Origin of the sequence: Pedobacter cryophilus, assembly GCF_005116455.1 — a bacterium.
Lineage (GTDB): Bacteria > Bacteroidota > Bacteroidia > Sphingobacteriales > Sphingobacteriaceae > Pseudopedobacter > Pseudopedobacter cryophilum.
In genome coordinates this window covers 75,522-96,827 of sequence record NZ_SWBP01000006.1, presented here as the reverse complement: position 1 = coordinate 96,827, position 21,306 = coordinate 75,522, and the positions used below count along the sequence as shown (strand labels likewise).

General features: G+C 33.9%; 22 protein-coding genes. 7 read left to right on the top strand and 15 right to left on the bottom strand.

Features of this window, described 5'->3' with window-relative positions; all coding sequences use genetic code 11:
• The first annotated feature begins 24 nt into the window (after positions 1-24).
• The 6 genes from FA046_RS14990 to FA046_RS14965 all read left to right on the top strand — a co-directional run bounded on the left by FA046_RS14990 (position 25) and on the right by FA046_RS14965 (position 5,374).
• Positions 25-1,920: a TonB-dependent receptor plug domain-containing protein gene (locus tag FA046_RS14990; RefSeq protein ID WP_169303387.1), complete on the top strand. Its 1,896-nt coding sequence runs from the start codon at positions 25-27 to the stop codon at positions 1,918-1,920.
• A gap of 37 nt (positions 1,921-1,957) precedes the next feature.
• Complete coding sequence (locus FA046_RS14985; RefSeq protein WP_136827351.1) at positions 1,958-2,536, top strand: DUF6580 family putative transport protein; 579 nt, start codon at positions 1,958-1,960, stop codon at positions 2,534-2,536.
• Positions 2,537-2,969: 433 nt separating this feature from the next.
• Positions 2,970-3,347: a GxxExxY protein gene (locus tag FA046_RS14980; RefSeq protein WP_136827350.1), complete on the top strand. Its 378-nt coding sequence runs from the start codon at positions 2,970-2,972 to the stop codon at positions 3,345-3,347.
• A gap of 4 nt (positions 3,348-3,351) precedes the next feature.
• Positions 3,352-3,855 (top strand): bifunctional adenosylcobinamide kinase/adenosylcobinamide-phosphate guanylyltransferase, encoded by a 504-nt coding sequence (locus FA046_RS14975; RefSeq protein WP_136827349.1) that lies wholly within the window; start codon positions 3,352-3,354, stop codon positions 3,853-3,855.
• Positions 3,856-3,963: 108 nt separating this feature from the next.
• Positions 3,964-4,656: an SIR2 family NAD-dependent protein deacylase gene (locus tag FA046_RS14970; RefSeq protein WP_136827348.1), complete on the top strand. Its 693-nt coding sequence runs from the start codon at positions 3,964-3,966 to the stop codon at positions 4,654-4,656.
• Positions 4,649-5,374: a Dph6-related ATP pyrophosphatase gene (locus FA046_RS14965; RefSeq protein WP_136827347.1), complete on the top strand. Its 726-nt coding sequence runs from the start codon at positions 4,649-4,651 to the stop codon at positions 5,372-5,374. The genes FA046_RS14970 and FA046_RS14965 overlap by 8 nt, the downstream gene beginning before the upstream one ends.
• A 277-nt stretch (positions 5,375-5,651) precedes the next feature.
• Here FA046_RS14965 and FA046_RS14960 read toward each other — a convergent pair whose 3' ends face one another.
• The 12 genes from FA046_RS14960 to FA046_RS14905 form a co-directional block, all read right to left on the bottom strand.
• A complete protein-coding gene (locus tag FA046_RS14960) occupies positions 5,652-6,662 on the bottom strand; it encodes a hypothetical protein (RefSeq protein WP_136827346.1) in 1,011 nt (336 codons plus the stop codon).
• Positions 6,663-6,755: 93 nt separating this feature from the next.
• Complete coding sequence (locus FA046_RS14955; RefSeq protein ID WP_136827345.1) at positions 6,756-7,187, bottom strand: DUF1801 domain-containing protein; 432 nt, start codon at positions 7,185-7,187, stop codon at positions 6,756-6,758.
• Between the two features lie 137 nt (positions 7,188-7,324).
• Positions 7,325-7,789: a hypothetical protein gene (locus FA046_RS14950; protein WP_136827344.1), complete on the bottom strand. Its 465-nt coding sequence runs from the start codon at positions 7,787-7,789 to the stop codon at positions 7,325-7,327.
• Between the two features lie 523 nt (positions 7,790-8,312).
• Positions 8,313-9,185: an alpha/beta hydrolase gene (locus FA046_RS14945; protein ID WP_136827343.1), complete on the bottom strand. Its 873-nt coding sequence runs from the start codon at positions 9,183-9,185 to the stop codon at positions 8,313-8,315.
• A gap of 199 nt (positions 9,186-9,384) precedes the next feature.
• Positions 9,385-9,792, bottom strand: coding sequence for a hypothetical protein (locus FA046_RS14940; RefSeq protein WP_136827342.1), 408 nt, complete (start codon positions 9,790-9,792; stop codon positions 9,385-9,387).
• 5 nt (positions 9,793-9,797) lie between these two features.
• On the bottom strand, positions 9,798-12,380 hold the full coding sequence (topA, locus tag FA046_RS14935) for a type I DNA topoisomerase (protein ID WP_136827341.1): 2,583 nt from the start codon (positions 12,378-12,380) through the stop codon (positions 9,798-9,800).
• 97 nt (positions 12,381-12,477) lie between these two features.
• Positions 12,478-13,152 carry a hypothetical protein gene (locus FA046_RS14930; RefSeq protein ID WP_136827340.1) on the bottom strand — a complete coding sequence of 225 codons (675 nt, stop codon included), beginning with the start codon at positions 13,150-13,152 and terminating at the stop codon, positions 12,478-12,480.
• A 36-nt stretch (positions 13,153-13,188) separates the two neighbouring features.
• On the bottom strand, positions 13,189-14,277 hold the full coding sequence (gene mnmA, locus FA046_RS14925; protein WP_136827339.1) for a tRNA 2-thiouridine(34) synthase MnmA: 1,089 nt from the start codon (positions 14,275-14,277) through the stop codon (positions 13,189-13,191).
• Between the two features lie 203 nt (positions 14,278-14,480).
• Positions 14,481-15,134 (bottom strand): SH3 domain-containing protein, encoded by a 654-nt coding sequence (locus FA046_RS14920; RefSeq protein WP_136827338.1) that lies wholly within the window; start codon positions 15,132-15,134, stop codon positions 14,481-14,483.
• Between the two features lie 79 nt (positions 15,135-15,213).
• Complete coding sequence (locus FA046_RS14915) at positions 15,214-15,813, bottom strand: TIGR04282 family arsenosugar biosynthesis glycosyltransferase (RefSeq protein ID WP_169303386.1); 600 nt, start codon at positions 15,811-15,813, stop codon at positions 15,214-15,216.
• Positions 15,814-15,857: 44 nt separating this feature from the next.
• Positions 15,858-16,346 carry a GNAT family N-acetyltransferase gene (locus FA046_RS14910; RefSeq protein WP_136827336.1) on the bottom strand — a complete coding sequence of 163 codons (489 nt, stop codon included), beginning with the start codon at positions 16,344-16,346 and terminating at the stop codon, positions 15,858-15,860.
• A 41-nt stretch (positions 16,347-16,387) separates the two neighbouring features.
• Positions 16,388-17,755 carry an NAD-dependent succinate-semialdehyde dehydrogenase gene (locus FA046_RS14905; RefSeq protein WP_136827335.1) on the bottom strand — a complete coding sequence of 456 codons (1,368 nt, stop codon included), beginning with the start codon at positions 17,753-17,755 and terminating at the stop codon, positions 16,388-16,390.
• 84 nt (positions 17,756-17,839) lie between these two features.
• Between FA046_RS14905 and FA046_RS14900 the strand changes: the two genes are divergently transcribed.
• On the top strand, positions 17,840-18,742 hold the full coding sequence (locus FA046_RS14900; protein WP_169303385.1) for a YitT family protein: 903 nt from the start codon (positions 17,840-17,842) through the stop codon (positions 18,740-18,742).
• A 3-nt stretch (positions 18,743-18,745) separates the two neighbouring features.
• Here FA046_RS14900 and kdsB read toward each other — a convergent pair whose 3' ends face one another.
• The 3 genes from kdsB to trpS are packed head-to-tail and all read right to left on the bottom strand — an operon-like array spanning position 18,746 to position 21,151.
• Positions 18,746-19,483 carry a 3-deoxy-manno-octulosonate cytidylyltransferase gene (gene kdsB, locus FA046_RS14895; protein ID WP_136827334.1) on the bottom strand — a complete coding sequence of 246 codons (738 nt, stop codon included), beginning with the start codon at positions 19,481-19,483 and terminating at the stop codon, positions 18,746-18,748.
• A gap of 9 nt (positions 19,484-19,492) precedes the next feature.
• A complete protein-coding gene (locus FA046_RS14890; protein WP_136827333.1) occupies positions 19,493-20,107 on the bottom strand; it encodes a deoxynucleoside kinase in 615 nt (204 codons plus the stop codon).
• A gap of 48 nt (positions 20,108-20,155) precedes the next feature.
• The gene (gene trpS, locus FA046_RS14885; protein ID WP_136827332.1) at positions 20,156-21,151 is read right to left on the bottom strand and encodes a tryptophan--tRNA ligase; all 996 of its coding nucleotides are present in this window, start codon (positions 21,149-21,151) and stop codon (positions 20,156-20,158) included.
• Between the last annotated feature and the right edge of the window lie 155 nt (positions 21,152-21,306).

Below are 21,306 nucleotides of genomic sequence, written 5' to 3'. Positions count from 1 at the left end.
TGTGGGCCAAAAACTCACAACAAAATGAAAAAAAGAAACATCATGGTTGCAGCAGGCCTAGGGCTTGTTCAACTGGCATTATCAAATGCCCAAGTTTTTGCACAACAGCAAGACACCACATCACTAAATGAAGTAGTTATCACCGCTTCTAGATCACCAAAAAAGATTGGCGATATTGGTAAAATCGTAAAAGTAATCTCCGCTCAGGAAATTGCAAAAGCCCAAGGTAGAAGCCTTCCCGAGTTATTGAACACCGTTGCCGGAATTTCCATTGCCGGTAGTGGAAGTAGCCCTGGCGAAGTGCAATCTGTTTATCTAAGAGGGGCTTCTTCAGCTAATACCTTAATTTTAATTAATGGGATTTCGGCAAATGATGCTTCCGGCATTTCTGGCGAGTACAATATTGCAGCAATAGCAATAGATCAGATAGAAAGAATTGAGATTTTAAAAGGAGCAAGCTCTACACTTTACGGTTCAGATGCAGTTGCCGGAGTAATCAATATTATTACTAAAAAAGGAGAGGGCAAACTCACCGCAAATGCTTTATTGAGCGCTGGAAGTTACGGAACCTATAAAGAAGCAATTGGTTTAAACGGACAAATTGAGCAAACACAAGTAAGTTTAAACTTTTCTAATCAAAGTTCAAAAGGGTTTTCTACCGCACAAGGAACAGGTTTTGATAAAGATGAATTTAAGCAAATGGCTTTAGGATTAAACTTATCTCAAAACATCACTAAAAACATCACTTTAAATGCTGGTTTACAGGCCAATCAAAATAAAGCCGGATTGGATGCTGGCGCTTTTGAAGATGCCATTGGGTATGATTACGATAAAACTGCTTTTTTAGCTAATTTAAGCTCTAAAATAAGTTTAGCCAAAGGCGATTTAAACTTTGTGTTTTCGCAAAACAACGTGACTAATAAATTTGATAATAATGGCTCATTAACAAACTTAAAAGGGAATATTACCAATTTGGAAAGCATTTTCTCTTATCAATTAGCCAGTTTCTTAGATCTTACCTCTGGCGTAAATTATAAGTTCACAAAAACAGATCAAATCAATATATATTCTCCAAGGTTAGTTACTGATAACCATATTACTAGTTTATATTCTTCTTTCTTTTTAAAAGGAGGAGATATTTTTAGGATGGAAGTTGGTGGAAGATATAATCAGCATAACCAATATGGTAGTAACTTTACTTATACTTTAAATCCTTCGTTTTTATTAGATAATCAGGTTAAGTTATACGCCAATGTATCGTCGGCTTATAGGGTGCCAAGTTTGTATCAGTTAAATTCTGAATATGGTAATGCAGCGCTTCAACCAGAAACTTCTCAAAATTATGAAACTGGTTTAGAGAGTAATTTTTTAGATCAGAAGCTTTCTATTACAACTTCTGTTTTTGTAAGGAGAGGAAAAGATGTGATTGATTTTGGAGAAGTTACGCCAGGTAATTATGGTTATATCAATCAAAATAGGCAAAACGATAAAGGTGTTGAGTTAGAAATCGGCTTTAAGCCAAACCAAAAACTGAATTTGAATGTTGCTTATGCTTATGTAGATGGGAAAGTTCAAATCAGCGAAAGCGCCCCTAAAACTTTTAATCTTTTTAGACGACCAAAAAACAGCTTCGGGACTAATTTAGGTTATACCGTGAATAAAAAGATATTTGCAAGTTTAAATTATAAATGGAATGATCAACGTACAGATCAATATTATGACAATAGTAATTTCACACTGGTATCTTTAAATTTAAGGAGCTACAGTAAGTTAGATGCCTATTTTCAATATAAAGCATTTAAAAACTTAACCATTTTTACAGATGTTAAAAACGTATTAGATACAGATTATAATGACTTTGCAGGTTATAATGCCAAAGGAATCAATTTTAATGCTGGCTTAAACTTCCTTTTTCAATAAGATTTAATAAATTTACACCACAATTAAACATAAAAACATGTCATTAAATAAAATAAACGTAAGAAACTGGGTATTAGTCATCATGATTCTTGCCGCCGCCGCCACCAGATTTATTGGTTTTGGCGAACAGTCATCATGGTCTAACTTTACACCTGTAGGAGCTATTGCAATGTTTGGAGGTACTTATTTTACTAATAAATTAAAAGCTTATTTAGTGCCTTTAATTACACTTTTTATAAGTGATATTTTTGTAACGTATTCTTATACTGGCGAATGGACTTTGTTTTACGGAGGTTTTGCTTGGGTTTATGTGTGTTTTGCAGCCATGGTTTTTATTGGTACATTAATTAAAAATGTAAATGTCAATTCGGTATTAATAGGTTCTTTAGCAGGCGTATTAATTCATTGGTTGGTAACTGATATACAACCTTGGTTAGCCGGAACTATGTACAACAAAGACATTACTGGTTATTATCAATCGTTAATTGCTGCAATTCCTTTCGAAAGGAATTTGCTGTTAGGAAACTTAGTTTTTGGAGCTATACTTTACGGAGGTTTTGAATTGGCTAAATCTAAATTTGGTATACTAAAAAGTAACAAAGAATTAGCTTACTAAGGTTTTAAATATTCTTTAAAAGAAGCGGTGTTTTGCATCGCTTTTTTTATTGTAGGAGTTTTTTTTTCGTTAAGGTGGGATATTTTTTTCACGCAAAGTTCGCAAAGGAAGTAACGCAAAGATCGCAAAGGATTTGCTGGCGTGTTTTAAAAGTTTTTTTTCACGCAAAGTTCGCAAAGGAAGTAACGCAAAGATTGCAAAGGATTTGCTATCGTGTTTTAAAAGTTTTTTTTCACGCAAAGTTCGCAGAGGAAATAGCAAAGATCGCAAAGGATTTAATATCGTGTTTTAAAATTTTTTTAAGTTTTTAGGCTTTGCGTCCTTTGCGTTTTTTTTCTTCTTTTTCTTTGCGTGAAATTTTTGATGGTTTTTGAAAGAAAGATTAAGAAGTTTTTCTTATTTTTCTTTTTGTGAAATAATCATCTCTAAAACTATGACAGAAAACGAACTTTCTTATATGATTATAGGTGCTGCATTAGAACTACATAAAAATATTGGTCCAGGATTACTAGAATCTGCTTATGAAAATGCCCTTGCTTATGATCTTAGAGATATGGGTTTAGATGTTATCCAACAAGTGCCAATGCCATTTATCTATAAAGAAATAAAAATGGATATGGGTTATAGATTGGACTTAGTTGTAGAAAACAAGATAATTATTGAACTGAAATCTATAGAAAATTTAGCCCCAGTTCATTACGCTCAATTACTTACTTATTTAAAATTATCTAATTTAAAGCTAGGTTTATTGATCAATTTTAATTCTAAAACTTTGAAGGAAGGTATTCACAGAATTGTGAACAATATATAAAAACATGATATACTACATTAGTGGAGGAGCCAGATCAGGAAAGAGTGCTTATGCACAAAATTTGGCTTTAGAATTATCAGAAAATCCGGTTTATTTGGCTACAGCCCGAAATTGGGATGCCGATTTTGATCAAAGAATTAAACGTCACCAAAATGACAGAGATCAACGATGGGAAAACATTGAGGAAGAAAAATATCCAGCTAAAATAGATTTTTCTAAAAGGGTAGTGGTTGTAGATTGCGTTACCCTTTGGCTTACCAATTTTTATGTAGATACCAAGTATGATATTGATGCATCTTTAACTCAAATTAAAACCGAATTTGATGATATGATACAACAAGATGCTACTTTCATTATCATTTCTAACGAGTTGGGGATGGGTTTACATGCCGATACAGAATCAGGCAGGAAATTTACAGATTTGCAAGGTTGGACCAATCAATACATTGCCCAAAAAGCAGATAAAGCTATATTTATGGTATCTGGCTTGCCAATGGTTTTGAAATGAAGGAGTAGGGTTTAAGGATTAAAGAGTAAGGAGCAAGGAATAAGGTTTAATTGAGGATTAAAATACAACGCAAAGCATTATCAAATCACAAATCTTCTAATCAATATCATGAAAAAGAAAATTATCATACTTACTGGGGCAGGAATATCAGCGGAAAGCGGGCTTAAAACTTTTAGAGATGCTGATGGACTTTGGGAAGGTTATAATATTGAAGATGTAGCTACACCAGAAGCTTGGCAGCGCAACCCAACTTTGGTTCAAACTTTTTATAATGAAAGGCGTAAATCTGTGATGGATGCTCAACCTAATGCTGCTCATTTGGCTTTAGCTGAGCTTCAAGATAAATTTGAAACCTTAATTATTACCCAAAATATAGACGATTTACATGAAAAAGCAGGTTCTAAATCGGTAATGCATTTACATGGCGAAATCATTTATTCAAGATCTTCTAAAAACCCAGCTTTACTGTACAAAATAAAAGGACATACCATAGAAATGGGCGAATTATGCGAATTAGGTTCTCAATTACGTCCGCATGTGGTGTGGTTTGGTGAAGCTGTGCCCATGATTACCAAAGCAATGCATGAAATGGCTAAAGCCGATATTGTGATTTTGGTAGGTAGCTCTTTAGCCGTTTATCCGGCTGCAGGTTTAATAGAATTAGCCCAGCCAAATGTGCCAGTTTATGTGGTCGACCCTAAAATACCGGCGGTAAAAATTCCAAATCCACTTATAAAAATTGAAGAAAAAGCGAGTATTGCCATTCCATTATTGGTTCAAAAATTATTAGCGCATGAGTAAGATCTCTTGTATTTTTAATTGGAGTGGTGGAAAAGACTCTGCTTTGGCACTTTATCATTGTTTGCAAAATCCCAAATTGGATATTAAATATTTGGTGACCAGTATAAATGATAACGTAAACCGTATTTCTATGCATGGCGTTAGGTACGCTTTATTGGTGCAGCAAGCTAAAGCCATTGGCATTCCTTTGTATGAAATTAGGTTACCCGAAATGCCGGGAATGAAAGAATATGATGAAACTATGCGTTTTCATTTAGAAAAATTAAAAACTGAAGGAATCACCCATTCCATTTTTGGAGATATTTTTTTAGAAGATTTAAAGAAATACCGGGAAGACCGTTTAGCTGAAGTTGGTTTAAAAGCAATTTTCCCTTTATGGAAAAGAGATACTCAAGAACTGATGAACGAATTTTTAGATTTAAAATTTAAAACGGTAATAGTTTGTACGCAAGAAAGGTTAGGCAATTTAGTTGGTAAAGTGATCACTGCTGATTTGATTAAACAATTTCCTGCTGATGTAGATATTTGCGGAGAAAATGGAGAATTTCATACTTTTGCCTTTGATGGACCTATTTTTAAAAATCCAATTCCTTACACTTTAGGAGAAAAGGTATTTAAAGCTTTTCCTACTCCAAAAAATACAGATGATAATTGTTTGCAGCCAATAAATGATCAGCCTAAAAATTTAGGGTTTTGGTATATTGATTTGCTGGAATAAGTGGGCTGTGACCTCCGAGTTCTGTATGGTTAAAATTTCACTTATCACACTTGAAATGGAGCTTAATTTTTATAACCACAGAGAAACAGAGAACACAGAGTAAAAAAATAATATTTTATAAAAAAATTTAATTACAATTGGTTTAAACCGAGCTCTTTTTATTTTGAGATTAAAACATTTAACTTCGTGACCTCCGTATCTCTGTGGTTAAAATTTTACCACACTCAGTAGAGGTAAATTAACGCTGTGTTTGGTTTAAATCAATTGGTGTTTTCGCTTAAATAGCATCTCCAATATCATTTTTAATATGAGATAAAACTTTAACATCCAACATAAAATAATCAGCAAGTATTTTCATTTCTGCTTTAATTTTACTTGGAGATTGATGGTTATTTATGGCTAAAATTTTAGTTGCTTCTTTAATTTTGCTCTCTTCTACAAAAGCGGTTTCTTTTATGGTGGTTTCAAGGCAAATGATTCTTAAACCCTCATCTTTTAAATCGCCACCTTTAGCTATTAACCAGCTTAACGCATAAAAATAAGAAGTGTCAATGTAAATGGGCGCTACACCTTCTTTTGCTTCTGGCAGTTTATTAAACGGACTATTAATAGTTTCTTTAGTGAGGTATCGTTCTAATTCTGGCTTAATTTCTTCAGCGGGTTTTAACTGAATTAGCCCATTTAATACCAAGGCATAAATACTAATCCAACGTATTTGCCTTCTAAATTCATGCACACCATGTTCCAAATCGGCAAAGTTGAGTGCGCCAGTTTTATAATCATCTTCAATTTCGTCTATTTCCTCTATAAGAAATTTGGCAATTTTTTTCCTGTCTTTTTCAGCAGATTTCCATGAAGCATCTGCTAATTCCTTTTTAATAATATTGAGCTTCGTTTGATTTTCATCAATCCATTGCTCATTTTTTAGAATTTTGTCTAAATTTTCTATTTCTTGGTGGTAATGATTGGTTAAATTATCAAGCAAAACCTTAGGAAAATTTTCTTGAACCGTAAATTCTTTGATATAAGATTCGTAATAATCTATTTTACCTAATTGGTCTTCTAAAGTTTTAAAAGCAAGCTGCATTCTTTCAAATCTTTTCTTGTTATGCAGGTTTTTATAAATGCGAGAAAGCGCCTCTAAATTAAATACAACCGGTCGGGCTTTAGAATTATATAAGCTCAATGCCGGATTTTTAGATTTTGCTGCCAATATCAACAGAATTTCTAATTTATCTATTTGATAGTTAAATCTTTTTAAGCCTTCAAATATTGTTTCTGTTTGCATGGTATAGGAGTGAGGTTTAACAAAAAGATATTAATTTATAATAATAGGTATTCAAAACCATTATTATATTTTTTTCTTAAAAAGCTACAATACTTAATCTACAATGGTGGCACCTGCAACTCCAGGTTTTTTTTCGGCAAGCTGTAATACAATTTTAAGAGTTTCAAGATTAATTTCTTCTATATTCTTAAATCTAATGCAACTTACTCCTTTACTCAATTTGCCAAGCTCTTTTTTATATTTTTCTGCCGCATCCTTGTCCTCAATAATAGTACATACATAAATACTTATATAATTCTTCTGATTTGCAAGGGAAATGATGGGCCAATCTTTTTTTTGCTTTTTCGAATCTAGATAGTGAAACAAGCCATAACCAATCATATTAGTAGCAAAATAAGGTTTAAGGTTAGGAACTGCTTTTTGAATAAAATTGTGGAGAAAATCAATGTCTTTTTTGCGATTTTCAGGTATCAAAAAAAGATATTCTTCTACTGAATTAGCTTCATTTTTGGCAAACATGTTCATAATTGTATGGTTTAGTTTAGTGATGTTTGAGATGCCATTAAGCTTGCCGCCTTGGTTCGTGTCCTCACGAACTAAAATTTTACTTTAGTTTGGGGACGTTGTTTCGTGTGGACACGAACCAAGGCATTGGGTTGTACTTAGTATTTAATTTCCAAATCAAGCTGTCTTCCTTCTTTAAATGCTTTTTTATCCATTCCTGTACCAACTGCAATTCCAATGGCCAGCCCAATTGGAAGTCCTATTCCTAAAAAAGCCATATTTCCAATAATGGTTCCAAAAGCAACACCAAGCGGAAGTCCAAATACAGACATCCCAAGCGCTAACCAAAGATTACGATAATAATTTTTAGGTACCAACTTAAGCTCTTTTTCAAGTAATTTAATAATTCCTGTTTGTTTTTTCTTTAGAATTTTCCTCAATTCATTTCCTGAACTAGCAATTGAATTCAGTTCTTCAATATCTTTATTGATAGAGATTATTATTAAGTCGGGCACTTCCTTTTTCCGAATTTCACTCAGAAGTAATTCAAATTGAAGGTATAATTCTTTAAGCTTAAGATGGTAATCAATTTCTGGTTTTTGATTAAGTTGGTTGATTTTCATTTGACTGTTTTATTATATTAATCACAACTTGTGGGGTTTGCTTTGCGCTGTTCGATATGTTAGCGTAAGTGCATATCGAACTTAAAAAAAATAAAGTGGATTTGTAAACCAATTCAACAAAATTTGTCAATTAAAGCAAACCATAAACAAAATAGTTGTGAAAATAATGAGCATAGAATAGATATAAACTGATCTAATATTAAACTTTTCTTTTACCAAAAATATCAGTGAAATTATTGGTAGTGTGAATAACATAGCTAGCATTGGAAGCCACAAAAGCTCGAAGATTGCACCAACTAAAGCAATATTATATACATTTATGACCTGTCCCAACCACCAAAATCCCGATACAATGATGCTCAGGATAAAGACTATTTTACCAGTTCTTGAATTTTTAAACGGGGGTAAATTCTCTTTCACAAATTTTACATTAATCCTACCGCCTTAGTTCGTGTCTTCACGAACTAAACTTTTACTTTAGAGACGTTGTTTCGTGTGGACACTAACCAAGGCTTTGGATGAGTTATTTTGTTTTGGTGTAAATATATTCAATTCCATCATAAATGGCTTGTGGTAAAACTGAATGGTGGTCAGCATTGTCATATTGCTTGTAGGTCATTCTTAATTTCCCGTTCTTTTCTGACTTTATTTTTTCTACGAGTTTAGCCAATGGTGATTTTAATATTTCGGCTTCAGATGTTCCTACCGCTATAAATATGTTGGATTCTCTTTTATTGACAATTGTTCCTTTATCATTAAATATTTCAGATTGATTCCACCACACTGCAGGAGAAATCAATAAGTAATTTGCAAATAGTTTACTATGTTCTAAATAAGTATAAAAGCCTAATAATCCTCCAAATGAATGCCCCATTAAGCCCCTGGTTTTGCTGTCTACTTTATATTTACTTTCTATTGATGTAATGATTTGATCTCTAAAGAATTGTAGAAATCCTTCTGCACCACCCGATGTTGTTTCGTTTAATTCTTCCTCTCCAAATTTTAATGTAAATTTTGAGTTAAATTTTGAAGGTGTAAAGTCCATATTTCTTTGCCTATTCCAAGCCCGTTCATCCCCAACAGATGAAATGCCTACCAAAATTACTTCCTCTAAATTATTAGATGTGGTTTTACTTGCTAAGCTTTTTATTCGGTAACATCCAATAACCAAATCTTTTAGCCACCAAGCATCCAAATAGTAAAGAATTTTATATTCTTTTTCTGGCTGGTATTGTAGCGGCAGAGTAATAACCAAATTGTAAAGCTGACCATTGTCTCTTTTTATTTCTTTGATAACTGTTGTGGGTTCTTCGCTACCGAATGTGTGTTTTTGAGCGATAGATTGAGAAGCTATAAAAACGATCGTGATAATTAATAAGAAAGAATATTTGTTCATAAAATGAGTGATTTGATTAATATTATTGGTTGATAGGTTTAGCCGTTTAAGCCAAAATTTTTGATAGTTAAAGTTTTTATAGTCTTGTAAATCAACGAATAATGTATTGAGACTATCAAATACTATTCGCACAATGCCAAAGTTGTCATTATTGCGGAACGTAAATGTGATGAAATTGCTTTTCTGAAAAAAGGAAAACCTATTTCCCAATCATTACCCCAGGTTTATTTACCACAGGAATTTTGATGAAATTAGATTCTACAATGCTTTCGGGTAGGAAAATGAATTTTTTATCGAAAATTTCTTTGCCAATATAATAGCTAATCCAATACTCATTGTTTAAGCCAAAGACTTCTTCATCAATGGCTTCTATTTTCGCAAAAGCTTTGGCTTCAATAGAAGGGAGCATATGGCGTAGGGTAGAGGTTTTAACTTCTTCTCCGTTTCTTAGCCCGTAGCCGCTAGAAGTAACCAATATGGTTTCTATAGGCTCTTCCTTCATGTTAATGATATAGACATTCCATATTTTGCTTTCGGGAGTTTCTGCTTCTAGCACAACGGCTACAAAAACATCTTCCACAATATTATCTGGAATGTCTTTTTTCATAATAATTATTTCTTTTTAGCTAATACCTTTTTAGCAGCTGGTTTTTTAACGGCTGGCTTTTTAGCGCCTTTTGCAGTTTTAGTTTTAGGCTCAAATGCATCAGGAATTTGATCGGTAATGAGTTTTTTAACTTCTTCTAATGTAAGGCTGGCTAAATCTTCTGGAGTATATTTCTCGCCGCTTGCTGGGTTTTTACCCAATTTTAGCATTTCTTTTCCAAAGCGAATAAATGGTCCCCAACGGCCGTTTTCTAAAGCAATTTTTTCTTTTTCCCACTGTTGGATATATCTGTTGGCTTCTTTTTCAACCTTAGCGCTAATTAATTCATAAATTTCGGTTTCGGTAAGGTTATCAAAATTATACCTTACGGGTACGTTAATGTATAAATCGTTCCATTTAATGAAAGGACCAAATCTGCCTTTGCCTTTGGTTACCGGCATTTCTTTATAATGTGCAACCGGTGCATCAGCAACTAATTTTTCGCCAATAATTTCTTTCGCTTTTTCTATATCTATAGCTAATGGATCTACATTTTTAGGGACAGAAATATAAGCTTCTCCCCATTTAATATATGGTCCAAAACGGCCTATGCCAACCGAAACTTCTTTGCCTTGGTAATCTTCTAAAGAAAAAGGAAGTTTAAACAGCTCTAAAGCATCTTCTAAAGTAATAGATTCTACCGATTGAGACTTTAATAAGCTGGCGTAAATAGGTTTTTCTTCGTCTTCGTTTTCTCCAATTTGTACAATTGGACCAAATTTGCCTAAGCGGGTAGAAACATTTTTACCAGATTTAGGATCAACACCTAAAATACGTTCTCCGCTGGCTCTATCGGCATTGGCCAAAGTATGTTCTACTTCATGATGAAAAGGTTTGTAAAAGTTATGGAGCATGGTGGTCCATTCTTTTAAACCATGTGCAATCTCATCAAATTCTTTTTCTACGCTAGCCGTAAAGTTAAAATCTACAATATCTTTAAAATGTTCTACCAAAAAGTCGTTTACAACCAAGCCAATGTCTGTTGGAAAAAGTTTACCTTTTTCCGCTCCGGTAATTTCTGTTTTGGTTTGTTTTTGTATGGCACCTTTCTTTAAGGTAATCACCTGATAATTTCTAGATTTTCCTTCACGCTCTTCTTTTACCACATACCCTCTGTTTTGAACGGTAGAAATAGTAGGAGCGTAGGTTGATGGCCTGCCGATGCCTAACTCTTCTAATTTTTTTACCAAGGCAGCTTCAGAATATCTGGCTGGTGGCCTAGAGAAACGCTCAGTAGCGTTCATTTCTTCTAAATTAAGCTTTTGGCCTTGTGCTAATGGAGGTAAAATGGCGTTTTCAGATTGTTCATCTAAAGCGTCAGATTCTTCATCTATATCTTCGCGGTAAACTTTTAAGAAACCATCAAATTTAATGACTTCGCCGCTGGCTGTTAATTCTTCTTTTCTGGTGCTGATGCCAATTTTAGCCGTTGTTTTTTCAATTAAAGCTTCGCTCATTTGAGAGGCAATTGCTCTTTTCCAAATCAGCTCGTATAATCTTTTTTCAGATGCATCGGCATCATTTAAGGTATGCCACTCAAAATGAGTAGGTCTTATAGCTTCGTGAGCTTCTTGCGCACTGGCCGATTTTGTTTTGAATTTTCGGGCTTCTAAGTATTTTTCGCCGTAAGCTGATTTAATTTCTAAAGCTGCAGCATCAATTGCGGTATCAGAAAGGTTAACAGAATCGGTACGCATATAGGTGATTTTACCAGTTTCATACAGTTTTTGCGCAACTGTCATGGTTCTGGAAACCGAAAATCCTAGCTTTCTGCTGGCTTCTTGCTGTAAAGTGGAGGTGGTGAAAGGGGCAGCAGGGTTTCTTTTTAAAGGTTTAACATCTAAAGTGTTTACTTTAAAACTGGCGTTTAAACAATTCTCTAAAAATTGCTGAGCATCAGTTTCTTTATCAAACTTACCCGAAAGTTCTGCTTTAAATAATTCTCTTTTATCGGTAGAGAAAATAGCAACAATTCTAAACGCTGGTACACTTGTAAAAGCATTTATTTCTCTTTCTCTGTCTACAATTAATCTTACAGCTACAGATTGAACCCTTCCTGCTGATAAAGATGGCTTTACTTTTTTCCATAAAACGGGAGAAAGCTCAAAACCTACTAATCTGTCTAAAACTCTGCGGGCTTGTTGGGCATTTACTAAGTCGTAATTTATTCTTCTTGGGTTGTCTATCGCTTTTAAAATGGCAGGTTTGGTAATTTCATGAAAAACAATACGCTTGGTATTCTCTTCTTTTAATCCTAACGATTCAAATAAATGCCATGAAATTGCTTCTCCTTCACGGTCCTCGTCGGATGCTAGCCATATCATTTCTGATTCTTTAGCTAACTTTTTTAATTCGTTAACCAACTGCTTCTTATCTGCCGGAATTTCATAATGTTGTTTGAAATTATTATCGACTTCTATAGCGCTATCGTCTTTTTTTAGATCACGAATATGGCCGTAACTAGACCGTACCAAAAAATCTTTTCCAAGGTAACCTTCAATAGTTTTGGCTTTCGCCGGAGACTCTACAATCAGTAAATTTTTCGCCATTCAAATCAGATTTTAACGCAAATAAAGGATAATAAATTTAGTAATCCCAAAATAAGAGGGAATTAAGCGGTTTTTTGTGACCAAAAATTAAAAACTGTTACTTAAAACTTTTAATCTTGAGGGTGTAGGCAAAGCCATTGGTGATTTTTCCGGTCGAAATATTTTTATCTAAAGCTTTCACTTCTTTTTGAACCAAACCTACATTTTTAGCATAAGTTACATTTACTACATCTTCTCTGATCAAGTTTTGTTCGTCAATTTCTGTAACTACTAGGGTAGAATCAAAATTGAAATTATTAAGACTTAAAGCAGCCACTTCATTTTCAATAATAAATTCTTGCTGTCCAATGGTATTTTTAGAATTACCATTCCATACAGCACCTGCTAATGGCGGAAATATTAAACGTATAAACCTTTGGTTATTAATAAATTCTTCAGCCGCTCTTATACTTTTGTTTCGAGTAAAAACCAATTGAAAAACCCAATTAGAAGCTCCGTTTACCTTTTTATATCGTTCTATTCTGTAATTGGTTGTGCCCGTTAAATCTTCAAAAGTATTGGTTACGCTATCTTTTATTTCAAATTGATAATTTACACTGCTATTGGTGAAATTGCTGTAAGCGGTAGAATCTACCTCAAAAATAGATACAGCGCCAATTTTAAGCGGGTAAAAATTGCTTTGAAAATCAATAGGGGGTGCGGTTGTTTCTTTGGTGCAGGAAGCCCAAGTTAAGCTTGAAATTACAATCCAAAAAAAAATTCGCTTCAACATGAAGCGAATTTAATATTATAAAATTAAAAATTAAGCTTAGATCAAAAATCCACCACCTAATAAGTCATTTCCTTCATAAAATACTGCTGATTGCCCTGGTGCAATACCCGAAACCGCATGATGAAAGCTTACTTTCATTTTATCGCCCACTTGTTGAATATGGCTCATGGCACCAGCATCTTTGTATCTAATTTTAGTGGTAGCTTCCAAAGGTTCTAAAATTGATTCATATTTAATCAAATTAAGGTTTCTTACCAAGGCTTCGGTTCTTTGTAGTTGGTCTTGTGTGCCTAAAACCACAGTATTGCTTTCGGGCAAAATCTGTGTCACAAACATGGGGTGACCAAAAGCAACGCCTAAACCTTTGCGCTGCCCAATGGTGTAAAACGGATAACCTTTATGCTTACCTACTTTTGTGCCGTCTGTAAGCACAAAATCGCCGCCATCAACCTTGGTTTCTAATTCGGGCACTCTATGCTTTAAAAACGCTCTATAATCATTCTCAGGAACAAAGCATATCTCGTAGCTTTCACTTTTATTGGCCAATTCCATTTGCCCCATATCTAAAGCCATTTGCCTGATTTCTGATTTCGCAAAAGAGCCTAATGGAAATTGCGTACGGGCTAAATTTTGTTGAGAAACTCCCCAAAGCACATAAGACTGGTCTTTATTCTCGTCTTTTCCTTTAGAGATCACATACCTGCCGCTGTCTTGAGAACGGATATTTGCATAATGCCCCGTGGCAATAAATTCACAATCTAATTTATCAGCTCGTTTTAGTAAGGCTTCCCATTTTATGTGCGTATTGCATAATACACAAGGGTTTGGCGTTCTGCCGGCTAAATATTCATCCACAAAATTATCGATCACAAAATCGCCAAACTCATCTCTGATATCTAAAATATAATGTGGAAAACCGTATCCAACTGCTAAAGAACGGGCATCGTTAATAGAATCTAAGCTGCAACAGCCAGTTTCTTTTGAATTTACACCTGAAGAAGCGTAATCCCAGGTTTTCATGGTTAAGCCAATTACCTCATAACCTTGCTCATGCAACATTACGGCAGCAACCGAACTATCCACTCCGCCACTCATCGCTACCAAAATTCTTCCGTGTTTACTCATTTTTCTTTTTTTTGAAGCTGCAAAGATAAATTTTAATTAGGAAGTAGGGAAGAGGAGGTAGTCAGGAGGAAGTAAGATTTGAATTCAGTTAAGGAGTTATCGGTTATCAGTTGTCAGATTTTGGGCGTTTTAACACGCTATCCGCTCATACTGCGCTGGCATTAGGCTTTTGGCCGGTATCCGCTGCTATCGTTAACGCGAAATCATGTACAAGAATAATAAGTGATGATAGTGGTGTTTTTAGTTCTAATTATTTTTACTTCCTGAATAGCATCTGCATTGATCATATCTCGGTTTATTAACCAATAGACTTCGTTAAAAGAAATATTTCTAAATGTTTGCTTTACATTCCAGCAACCATCAAAAAAGGTCTCTTCTTCTATGAGATTAGAAAAAGTTTTAATAATGGTTTGATAAGGGTATTTGATCCCATTTTTCATTGGTGCTGATATTTTTTTAAGTGTATCTATTTTGGGTTCACCAAAAATTTTAATTTGGTTAACTTCAACTCCAAATTCTACATACTTTTTTTTGGTTAATATCCCATCAAAGACATAACCTTCACTATCTCCTGATTTAACCTTAACCCAAAAACCTTTCAGCTCTATTCCTTTATGATCCCAAAAATCATCTACAAATAAGCTAAAAGGGATTTCTGAAATTTTAGTATCAATAATTTCAACTTTGGAACCAAATACTAATGTTTTTATGATTTTAGAATCTAGGGAAGAAGATAATCTGAGATTCAAACCTTTTGAACTTGCTACAAAAAGTTGATCTCCAATTTTATAGTTTTCTGCTGCATTAATCTTAAATGAAAATATAAAAAGTATGATGCAAAATATTGTGATTTTCATAGGTTTAAGCTCAGTAATTAATGGTATTTACTATTTCTTTAAAATTAATTAGTATTGTAGTTCAGATATTTATATAATTTTAACTAATTAATAACTTTAATTTTTCAGTTAAATCATCTTCGGTGTCAATATCAGATAAGATAGGGGTAGTATCATAGCTTAAATTTAAAGATTTTAAAATTTTAATAGTAGATGAAAACACTTCTTCAGTACTCCAAGCTACATCGCTAAACAATTGCGGAATGAGTTGTGATAGGCCTAATAAGTAATAACCTCCATCCTTAGCAGGGCCAACTACTACTTTGTTGCTATTAAGCTTGTTAAACGCTTCTTCTATGATTTCTTGCGTAAGCTCATAACAGTCAGATCCGATAATTACTATTCGCTCATAACCTTTATCAAAAAGTTGCTCAAAAGCATTTTGCATTCGGCCGCCCAAATCACTTTCTAATTGGTAGGCGGTGTGGTAAATATCATCTCCCCAAGGCATTTTATGGGCTGTCACCTTGTCATAAAACAAATATTTATCAAAATTTAATTCTTTAGAAATCAGATTTGTATGTGCTAATAATTCTATGTAAACTTTAAGTGCGTTTTCATTTCCAACGGTTGCAGCTAAACGTGTTTTGGATCTACCTAGTTCGGGGTATTTTAAAAATATAATAAGGGCTGTTTTCAATTTTTTCAATTTATTGATAAGATATTGTCCTTTAAAAACGGAACTTAAACACCAACGGTTTTGCTCCTTCTTTCAAATAAAACTACGTTTTGCCAAACGCCATTGAGCTGTCCAATACGTTCTCTGTAGCCTACTTTTCTAAACCCCGATTTTTCATGTAGTCGGATGCTGGCTTTATTGATCTCAAAAATCCCGGCTTGTAAAATCCATAATCCATTAGCTTCGCTTTCCTTTTCTAAATGTTCTAACAATACATAACCCACTCCAAAACCTTGAAATTTGGGATCAATGTAAATGCTAATCTCGGCAACACCATTATAAACACATCTCCCTGAAACAGGTGATAAGGCTACCCAACCAGCAACTTTACCGTCAATTTCGCATATCAAGCGAGAATGTGGTAAATGATTTTTATCCCAAACATCCCATTCTGGCACCGAAGTTTCAAAAGTGGCATATCCAGTAGCAATGCCGGCTTCATAAATTTCTTTAACAGCTTCCCAATGATGGGGCTCCATATTTTTGATGATCATTTAATTTAAATTGAAGTTTGTTAGGGCTATTTTATTACATACTATTTCACATAAACTGTTTTAATATTCACAAACTCATGAATACCAAAAGCGCTTAATTCTCTACCATAGCCAGATTGATTGATGCCTCCAAAAGGTAATCGAGCATCAGATTTAACCAATTCGTTTACAAAAGCGCTTCCCGCCTGTAATTCTTCTTTTGCAATTCGTTCGCCTTTTATAAGGTCTTTGGTAAACACCGCAGATCCTAATCCAAAGGAAGTATCGTTGGCTATTTTTATGGCTTCTTCTTCATTTTTTGCTGATATAATAGCCGCCACAGGTCCAAATAGTTCTTCATCATAAGCAGGCATTCCCTTTTTCACATTAATTAAAATGGTTGCAGGATAAAATGCTCCTTTTCCTTTCGGAATTACGCCTCCTAAAACACATTTAGCGCCTTTTTTTATAGATTTTTTAACTTGTTGATGTAACTCCTCTCTTAAATCTTCTCTAGCCTGTGGACCAATATCTGTTTTATCATTCAATGGGTTTCCCATTATTTTTTTAGACATTTTTAGTTTGAATAAGCGAATAAATTCCTTTTCGATAGTTTTAATCACGATAAATCTTTTTGCCGAAATACAACTTTGTCCGCTATTGATTAATCTGGAGTTTACGCAAATTTCGGCAGCTAAATCTAAATCGGCGTCTTCTAAAATAAGGTAAGGGTCGCTTCCTCCTAACTCTAAAACTGATTTTTTTATCAATGAAGCCGCTTTTTGAGCCACCATTTTTCCGGCAAAAGTACTCCCGGTTAAGGTTACGGCTTTAATTAAAGGGTTTTCTATAATTGGATTTACTTTTTTGCTACTCACCAAAATACTTTGAAACACATGGGCAGGAAATCCAGCTGCTATCACCAAATTTTCAATGGCTAATGCACAGCCACTCACATTAGATGCATGTTTTAAAATGCCACAATTGCCCGCCATTAAACTAGGGGCTAAAAATCTAAATACTTGCCATAAAGGGAAATTCCAAGGCATAATAGCCAAAACTACACCCAAAGGTTGAAATGAAATGAAGCTTTTTGTAGCATCTGTATCTACCAATTGATCTTTTAAAAAGTCTTTGGAATGGGTGGCATAATAATCGCAAACTCCTGCACATTTCTCTACTTCGGCAATACCCGCTTTATAGGGTTTTCCCATTTCCTCTGTCATCATTTTAGCCAAACTTTCTTTACTGTTTTTTAAAGCGGCAGATAAATTTTGCATCAATAATGCTCGTTCTTTAAAGTCAGTTTTTCTCCAACTCAGCCAAGCTTCATGAGTTTCTTTAATCTTATCAGAAATCTCTTTTAAGCTATGTTCTTTATATGTTTTTATCGTTTTTCCGTTATACGGATTGATACTTTTTAGGCTCATGATATGTTTAAAATTGTAACAATTTAAGAATCCTTTTGATGTAATTGAGCAAAAAACTATAAAATTTATTATATTTTGCGGTATATGAGTTACAAAAAGAAATTAAAATACGCCTATCGCAAAGCAGATTATACGGTTATTTTAAAAGAATTTTTCTTTATAGTTTTAGGAATCACTTCGGCTAGTTTTGGTTTAAAAAGTTTTTTGCTGCCCAATCATTTTTTAGATGGAGGCGCAATGGGAATCTCTCTTTTATTAAACATTAAAACAGGTTATGCGCTTAGCGCACTCGTTATTTTGGTGAATATTCCTTTCGTTTTACTAGGTTCTAAGCAAATTTCTAAAATGTTTGCACTCAAAACCATAGCCGCAATTGCCGGTTTGGCATTAATGGTTTCCTTTGATTTTTTCCCTATTATTACTACAGATAAATTATTAATAGCTGTTTTTGGCGGTTTTTTCTTAGGAGCTGGAATTGGTTTAACCATTAGAGGAGGCGCTGTAATAGATGGCACAGAGGTTTTAGCCTTATTTATTTCACGAAATGTGAGCTTAAGTGTGGGCGATATTATTTTGCTCTTTAATATCATTATTTTTGGTTTTGCTGCTTGGGTAGTTAATTTTGAAACTGCTCTTTACGCTATTTTAACTTATTTGGCAGCCTCAAAAACCGTCGATTTTATTATTCATGGTATTGAAGAGTACATTGGTGTAACTATTATTTCATCAGAAAATGAAGAAATTAGACAAGCCATCATCAAAATATTAGGAAGAGCGGTAACCATTTACAAAGGAGAAAGAGGTTATGTAAAGAATTTAAGTCTGGCGGAAAGAGATATCAATATTGTTTTTACGGTTGTTACCCGATTAGAAGTTACCAAATTAAGAAACTTGGTTAAAAACATAGATAGACAAGCATTTATTGTAATGCACACCGTAGATGATACCTATGGAGGCATGGTAAAACAAAGGCCTTTACATGCTTAATAATTATTTTAAAGCGGATAGCACTTTCTCAACATCTTCTGGGCTGTCAATAGCTAAACTTTCATGAGCTGTAATGGCTACTTTAATTTTGTAACCGTTTTCTATCCAGCGAAGCTGTTCAAGCATTTCTGCTTTTTCAAGGTTTCCGGTAGAAATGTTTGAAATGATGCCTAAAGTAGATGTTTTGTAGCCGTAAATGCCAATATGCTTATAGAAAGTATATTGGTTTAAAAAATCATCAGGATTTACGTTTTTTAAATAAGGAATAACCTGGCGACTAAAATATATAGCTTCTAAGTTTTTATTGAGAATAACTTTTGGGGTGTTAAAATTAAAAAGCTCTTCTTTTGTTTTTATTTCTTTAACCAAAGTAGCTAGCTCTGTTGAAATATCATTAAAGCAAGAAGCTAAAAGGTTAATTTGATTTGGATCTATTAATGGCTCATCTCCTTGTATGTTAATAATAGCATCAAAGCCTGGCATTTTTCTGGCAACCTCAGCACATCTATCAGTCCCACTTTGGTGGTCATCAGCTGTCATAATTACATTTCCATTAAAAGCCTTAACAGCAGCAAAAATTCGTTCATCATCCGTAGCAACCACTACTTCAACTAATGAAGAAGCTTTTTTGCACTGTTCATAAACCCTTTGAATCATAGATTTACCTGATAAATCTATTAAGGGTTTACCCGGAAAGCGGGTGGATGCGTACCTTGCTGGTATGATGCCTAAAATTTTCATCGGCGAAAGCTAAAACAAACCATTTATTTCTCTTTCAATTTTTTCAATAATGGATGCTAAATCTTCGGGGTTATTGGTAAAATCTAAATTGTCTTTATCAAGAATTAATAGTTTACCGGCATCATAACCTTTTATCCATTTATCGTATTTCTCATTCAGTTTTTGAAGATAATCTATCCTGATGCTGGCTTCATATTCTCTTCCTCGGCGTTGGATATTCTCTACCAGAGTAGGTACAGATGCCTTTAAATAAACCAATAAGTGCGGTGGATTGATAAACGAAGTAATGTTTTCGAAAATTGAACGGTAATTATCATGATCACGAGTGGTCATTAAACCCATTTCGTGGAGGTTTTCTGCAAAAATATAAGCATCTTCATAAATGGTTCTATCCTGAATGATACTTTTATTCCCCTTTTGAATTTCCTTAATTTGTTGAAAACGGCTATTTAAAAAGTAAATTTGGAGGTTAAAACTCCATCTTTTCATATCACTGTAAAAGTCTTCTAAATAAGGGTTATTATCAACCGCTTCATACATGGCTTCCCAACCATAATTCTTAGCTAATAATTCTGTTAAGGTAGTTTTACCGGCTCCAATGTTTCCAACAATTGCTATGTGCATATTTTTTTGCTTACGCCGATTTTTAGTCCGACAATTTTAAATCTAATATTAAAAAGCTTTAAAGCCAATAATTTCTCTTACTTCTTTTATTGTTTTTGAAGCGCTTTCTCTGGCTTTTATGGCGCCATGTTTGGCTACTTGCCTTAATAGTACAGTATTTTTAGAAATGTCTTCTATTTTTTCTCTGATAGGTTGTGTGGCAATAATCATATCCTCGGCCAATTGCTTCTTAAAATCGCCATATCTAATTTGACATTTATTGTAAAGCTCATCAAAATGAACTAAAGTATCTGCAGATGAAACTACTTTCATCAAATCAAACAAGTTTTGAACCTCTTGTGGTTTAACCTGATTTTCTTGAGTAGGGCCAGCATCAGTAACTGCTTTCATTACTTTTTTTCTGATGATTTCTGGTGAATCCGATAAATAAACCGCATTCATTTCTCCTTCAGATTTTCCCATTTTACCTTTCCCATCTAATCCTGGAATTTTAATCAAATCATTAGAATAGTTAAAAGCAAAAGGCTCTTTAAAATATTCGGTTTGGTAAAGGTTATTAAAACGATTGCCAAAAGTCCGGGTCATTTCTAAATGTTGTTCCTGATCTTTTCCTACCGGAACTTTTGTGGCATGATGAATTAAAATATCAGCAGCCATTAAAACCGGATAAGTTAATAAACCAGCATTTACATTATCAGGATTGCTTCTTACTTTGTCTTTAAAAGATGTACTTCTTTCTAATTCACCCAAATAGGCATTCATATTCATATACAAATACAATTCGGCAATTTCTGGTACGTCAGATTGAATGTACAAAGTAGTTTTTTCTGGATCTAATCCCGCTGCCAAATACTCTACTAAAACTTGTTTAATGTTTCCATGAAGGTTGGCTGGAGTAGGATGGGTGGTTAATGAATGATAATCGGCAATAAAGAAAAAGCAATTATATTCATTTTGCATTTTCACAAAATTACTAACCGCTCCATAATAGTTTCCGAGATGTAATTTACCAGTAGACCTGATTCCGCTAACAACAGTTTCCATAATGCGACGAAAGTACAGAAAATTTCTATTTTTGAGGGCTATGAAAAGAATTTTGAGACGATGTTTACTCTACCAATACCTGTTTATGGTGATTCTATTCTTCGTTTTACTCTATCCTTTTCTTTATTATTTTTCGAGAAAACAAAGTAGATATC

Coding starts and splice junctions, on each gene's coding strand:
- FA046_RS14900 (WP_169303385.1), top strand. CDS start 17,840: ATGAGTTACAAAAAGAAATTAAAATACGCCTATCGCAAAGCAGATTAT.
- FA046_RS14980 (WP_136827350.1), top strand. CDS start 2,970: ATGACAGAAAACGAACTTTCTTATATGATTATAGGTGCTGCATTAGAA.
- FA046_RS14985 (WP_136827351.1), top strand. CDS start 1,958: ATGTCATTAAATAAAATAAACGTAAGAAACTGGGTATTAGTCATCATG.
- FA046_RS14965 (WP_136827347.1), top strand. CDS start 4,649: ATGAGTAAGATCTCTTGTATTTTTAATTGGAGTGGTGGAAAAGACTCT.
- FA046_RS14945 (WP_136827343.1), bottom strand. CDS start 9,185: ATGAACAAATATTCTTTCTTATTAATTATCACGATCGTTTTTATAGCT.
- FA046_RS14950 (WP_136827344.1), bottom strand. CDS start 7,789: ATGAAAATCAACCAACTTAATCAAAAACCAGAAATTGATTACCATCTT.
- FA046_RS14975 (WP_136827349.1), top strand. CDS start 3,352: ATGATATACTACATTAGTGGAGGAGCCAGATCAGGAAAGAGTGCTTAT.
- trpS (WP_136827332.1), bottom strand. CDS start 21,151: ATGGAAACTGTTGTTAGCGGAATCAGGTCTACTGGTAAATTACATCTC.
- FA046_RS14940 (WP_136827342.1), bottom strand. CDS start 9,792: ATGAAAAAAGACATTCCAGATAATATTGTGGAAGATGTTTTTGTAGCC.
- FA046_RS14905 (WP_136827335.1), bottom strand. CDS start 17,755: ATGAGCCTAAAAAGTATCAATCCGTATAACGGAAAAACGATAAAAACA.
- FA046_RS14910 (WP_136827336.1), bottom strand. CDS start 16,346: ATGATCATCAAAAATATGGAGCCCCATCATTGGGAAGCTGTTAAAGAA.
- mnmA (WP_136827339.1), bottom strand. CDS start 14,277: ATGAGTAAACACGGAAGAATTTTGGTAGCGATGAGTGGCGGAGTGGAT.
- FA046_RS14890 (WP_136827333.1), bottom strand. CDS start 20,107: ATGCACATAGCAATTGTTGGAAACATTGGAGCCGGTAAAACTACCTTA.
- FA046_RS14930 (WP_136827340.1), bottom strand. CDS start 13,152: ATGTTGAAGCGAATTTTTTTTTGGATTGTAATTTCAAGCTTAACTTGG.
- FA046_RS14960 (WP_136827346.1), bottom strand. CDS start 6,662: ATGCAAACAGAAACAATATTTGAAGGCTTAAAAAGATTTAACTATCAA.
- kdsB (WP_136827334.1), bottom strand. CDS start 19,483: ATGAAAATTTTAGGCATCATACCAGCAAGGTACGCATCCACCCGCTTT.
- FA046_RS14920 (WP_136827338.1), bottom strand. CDS start 15,134: ATGAAAATCACAATATTTTGCATCATACTTTTTATATTTTCATTTAAG.
- FA046_RS14990 (WP_169303387.1), top strand. CDS start 25: ATGAAAAAAAGAAACATCATGGTTGCAGCAGGCCTAGGGCTTGTTCAA.
- FA046_RS14955 (WP_136827345.1), bottom strand. CDS start 7,187: ATGAACATGTTTGCCAAAAATGAAGCTAATTCAGTAGAAGAATATCTT.
- topA (WP_136827341.1), bottom strand. CDS start 12,380: ATGGCGAAAAATTTACTGATTGTAGAGTCTCCGGCGAAAGCCAAAACT.
- FA046_RS14970 (WP_136827348.1), top strand. CDS start 3,964: ATGAAAAAGAAAATTATCATACTTACTGGGGCAGGAATATCAGCGGAA.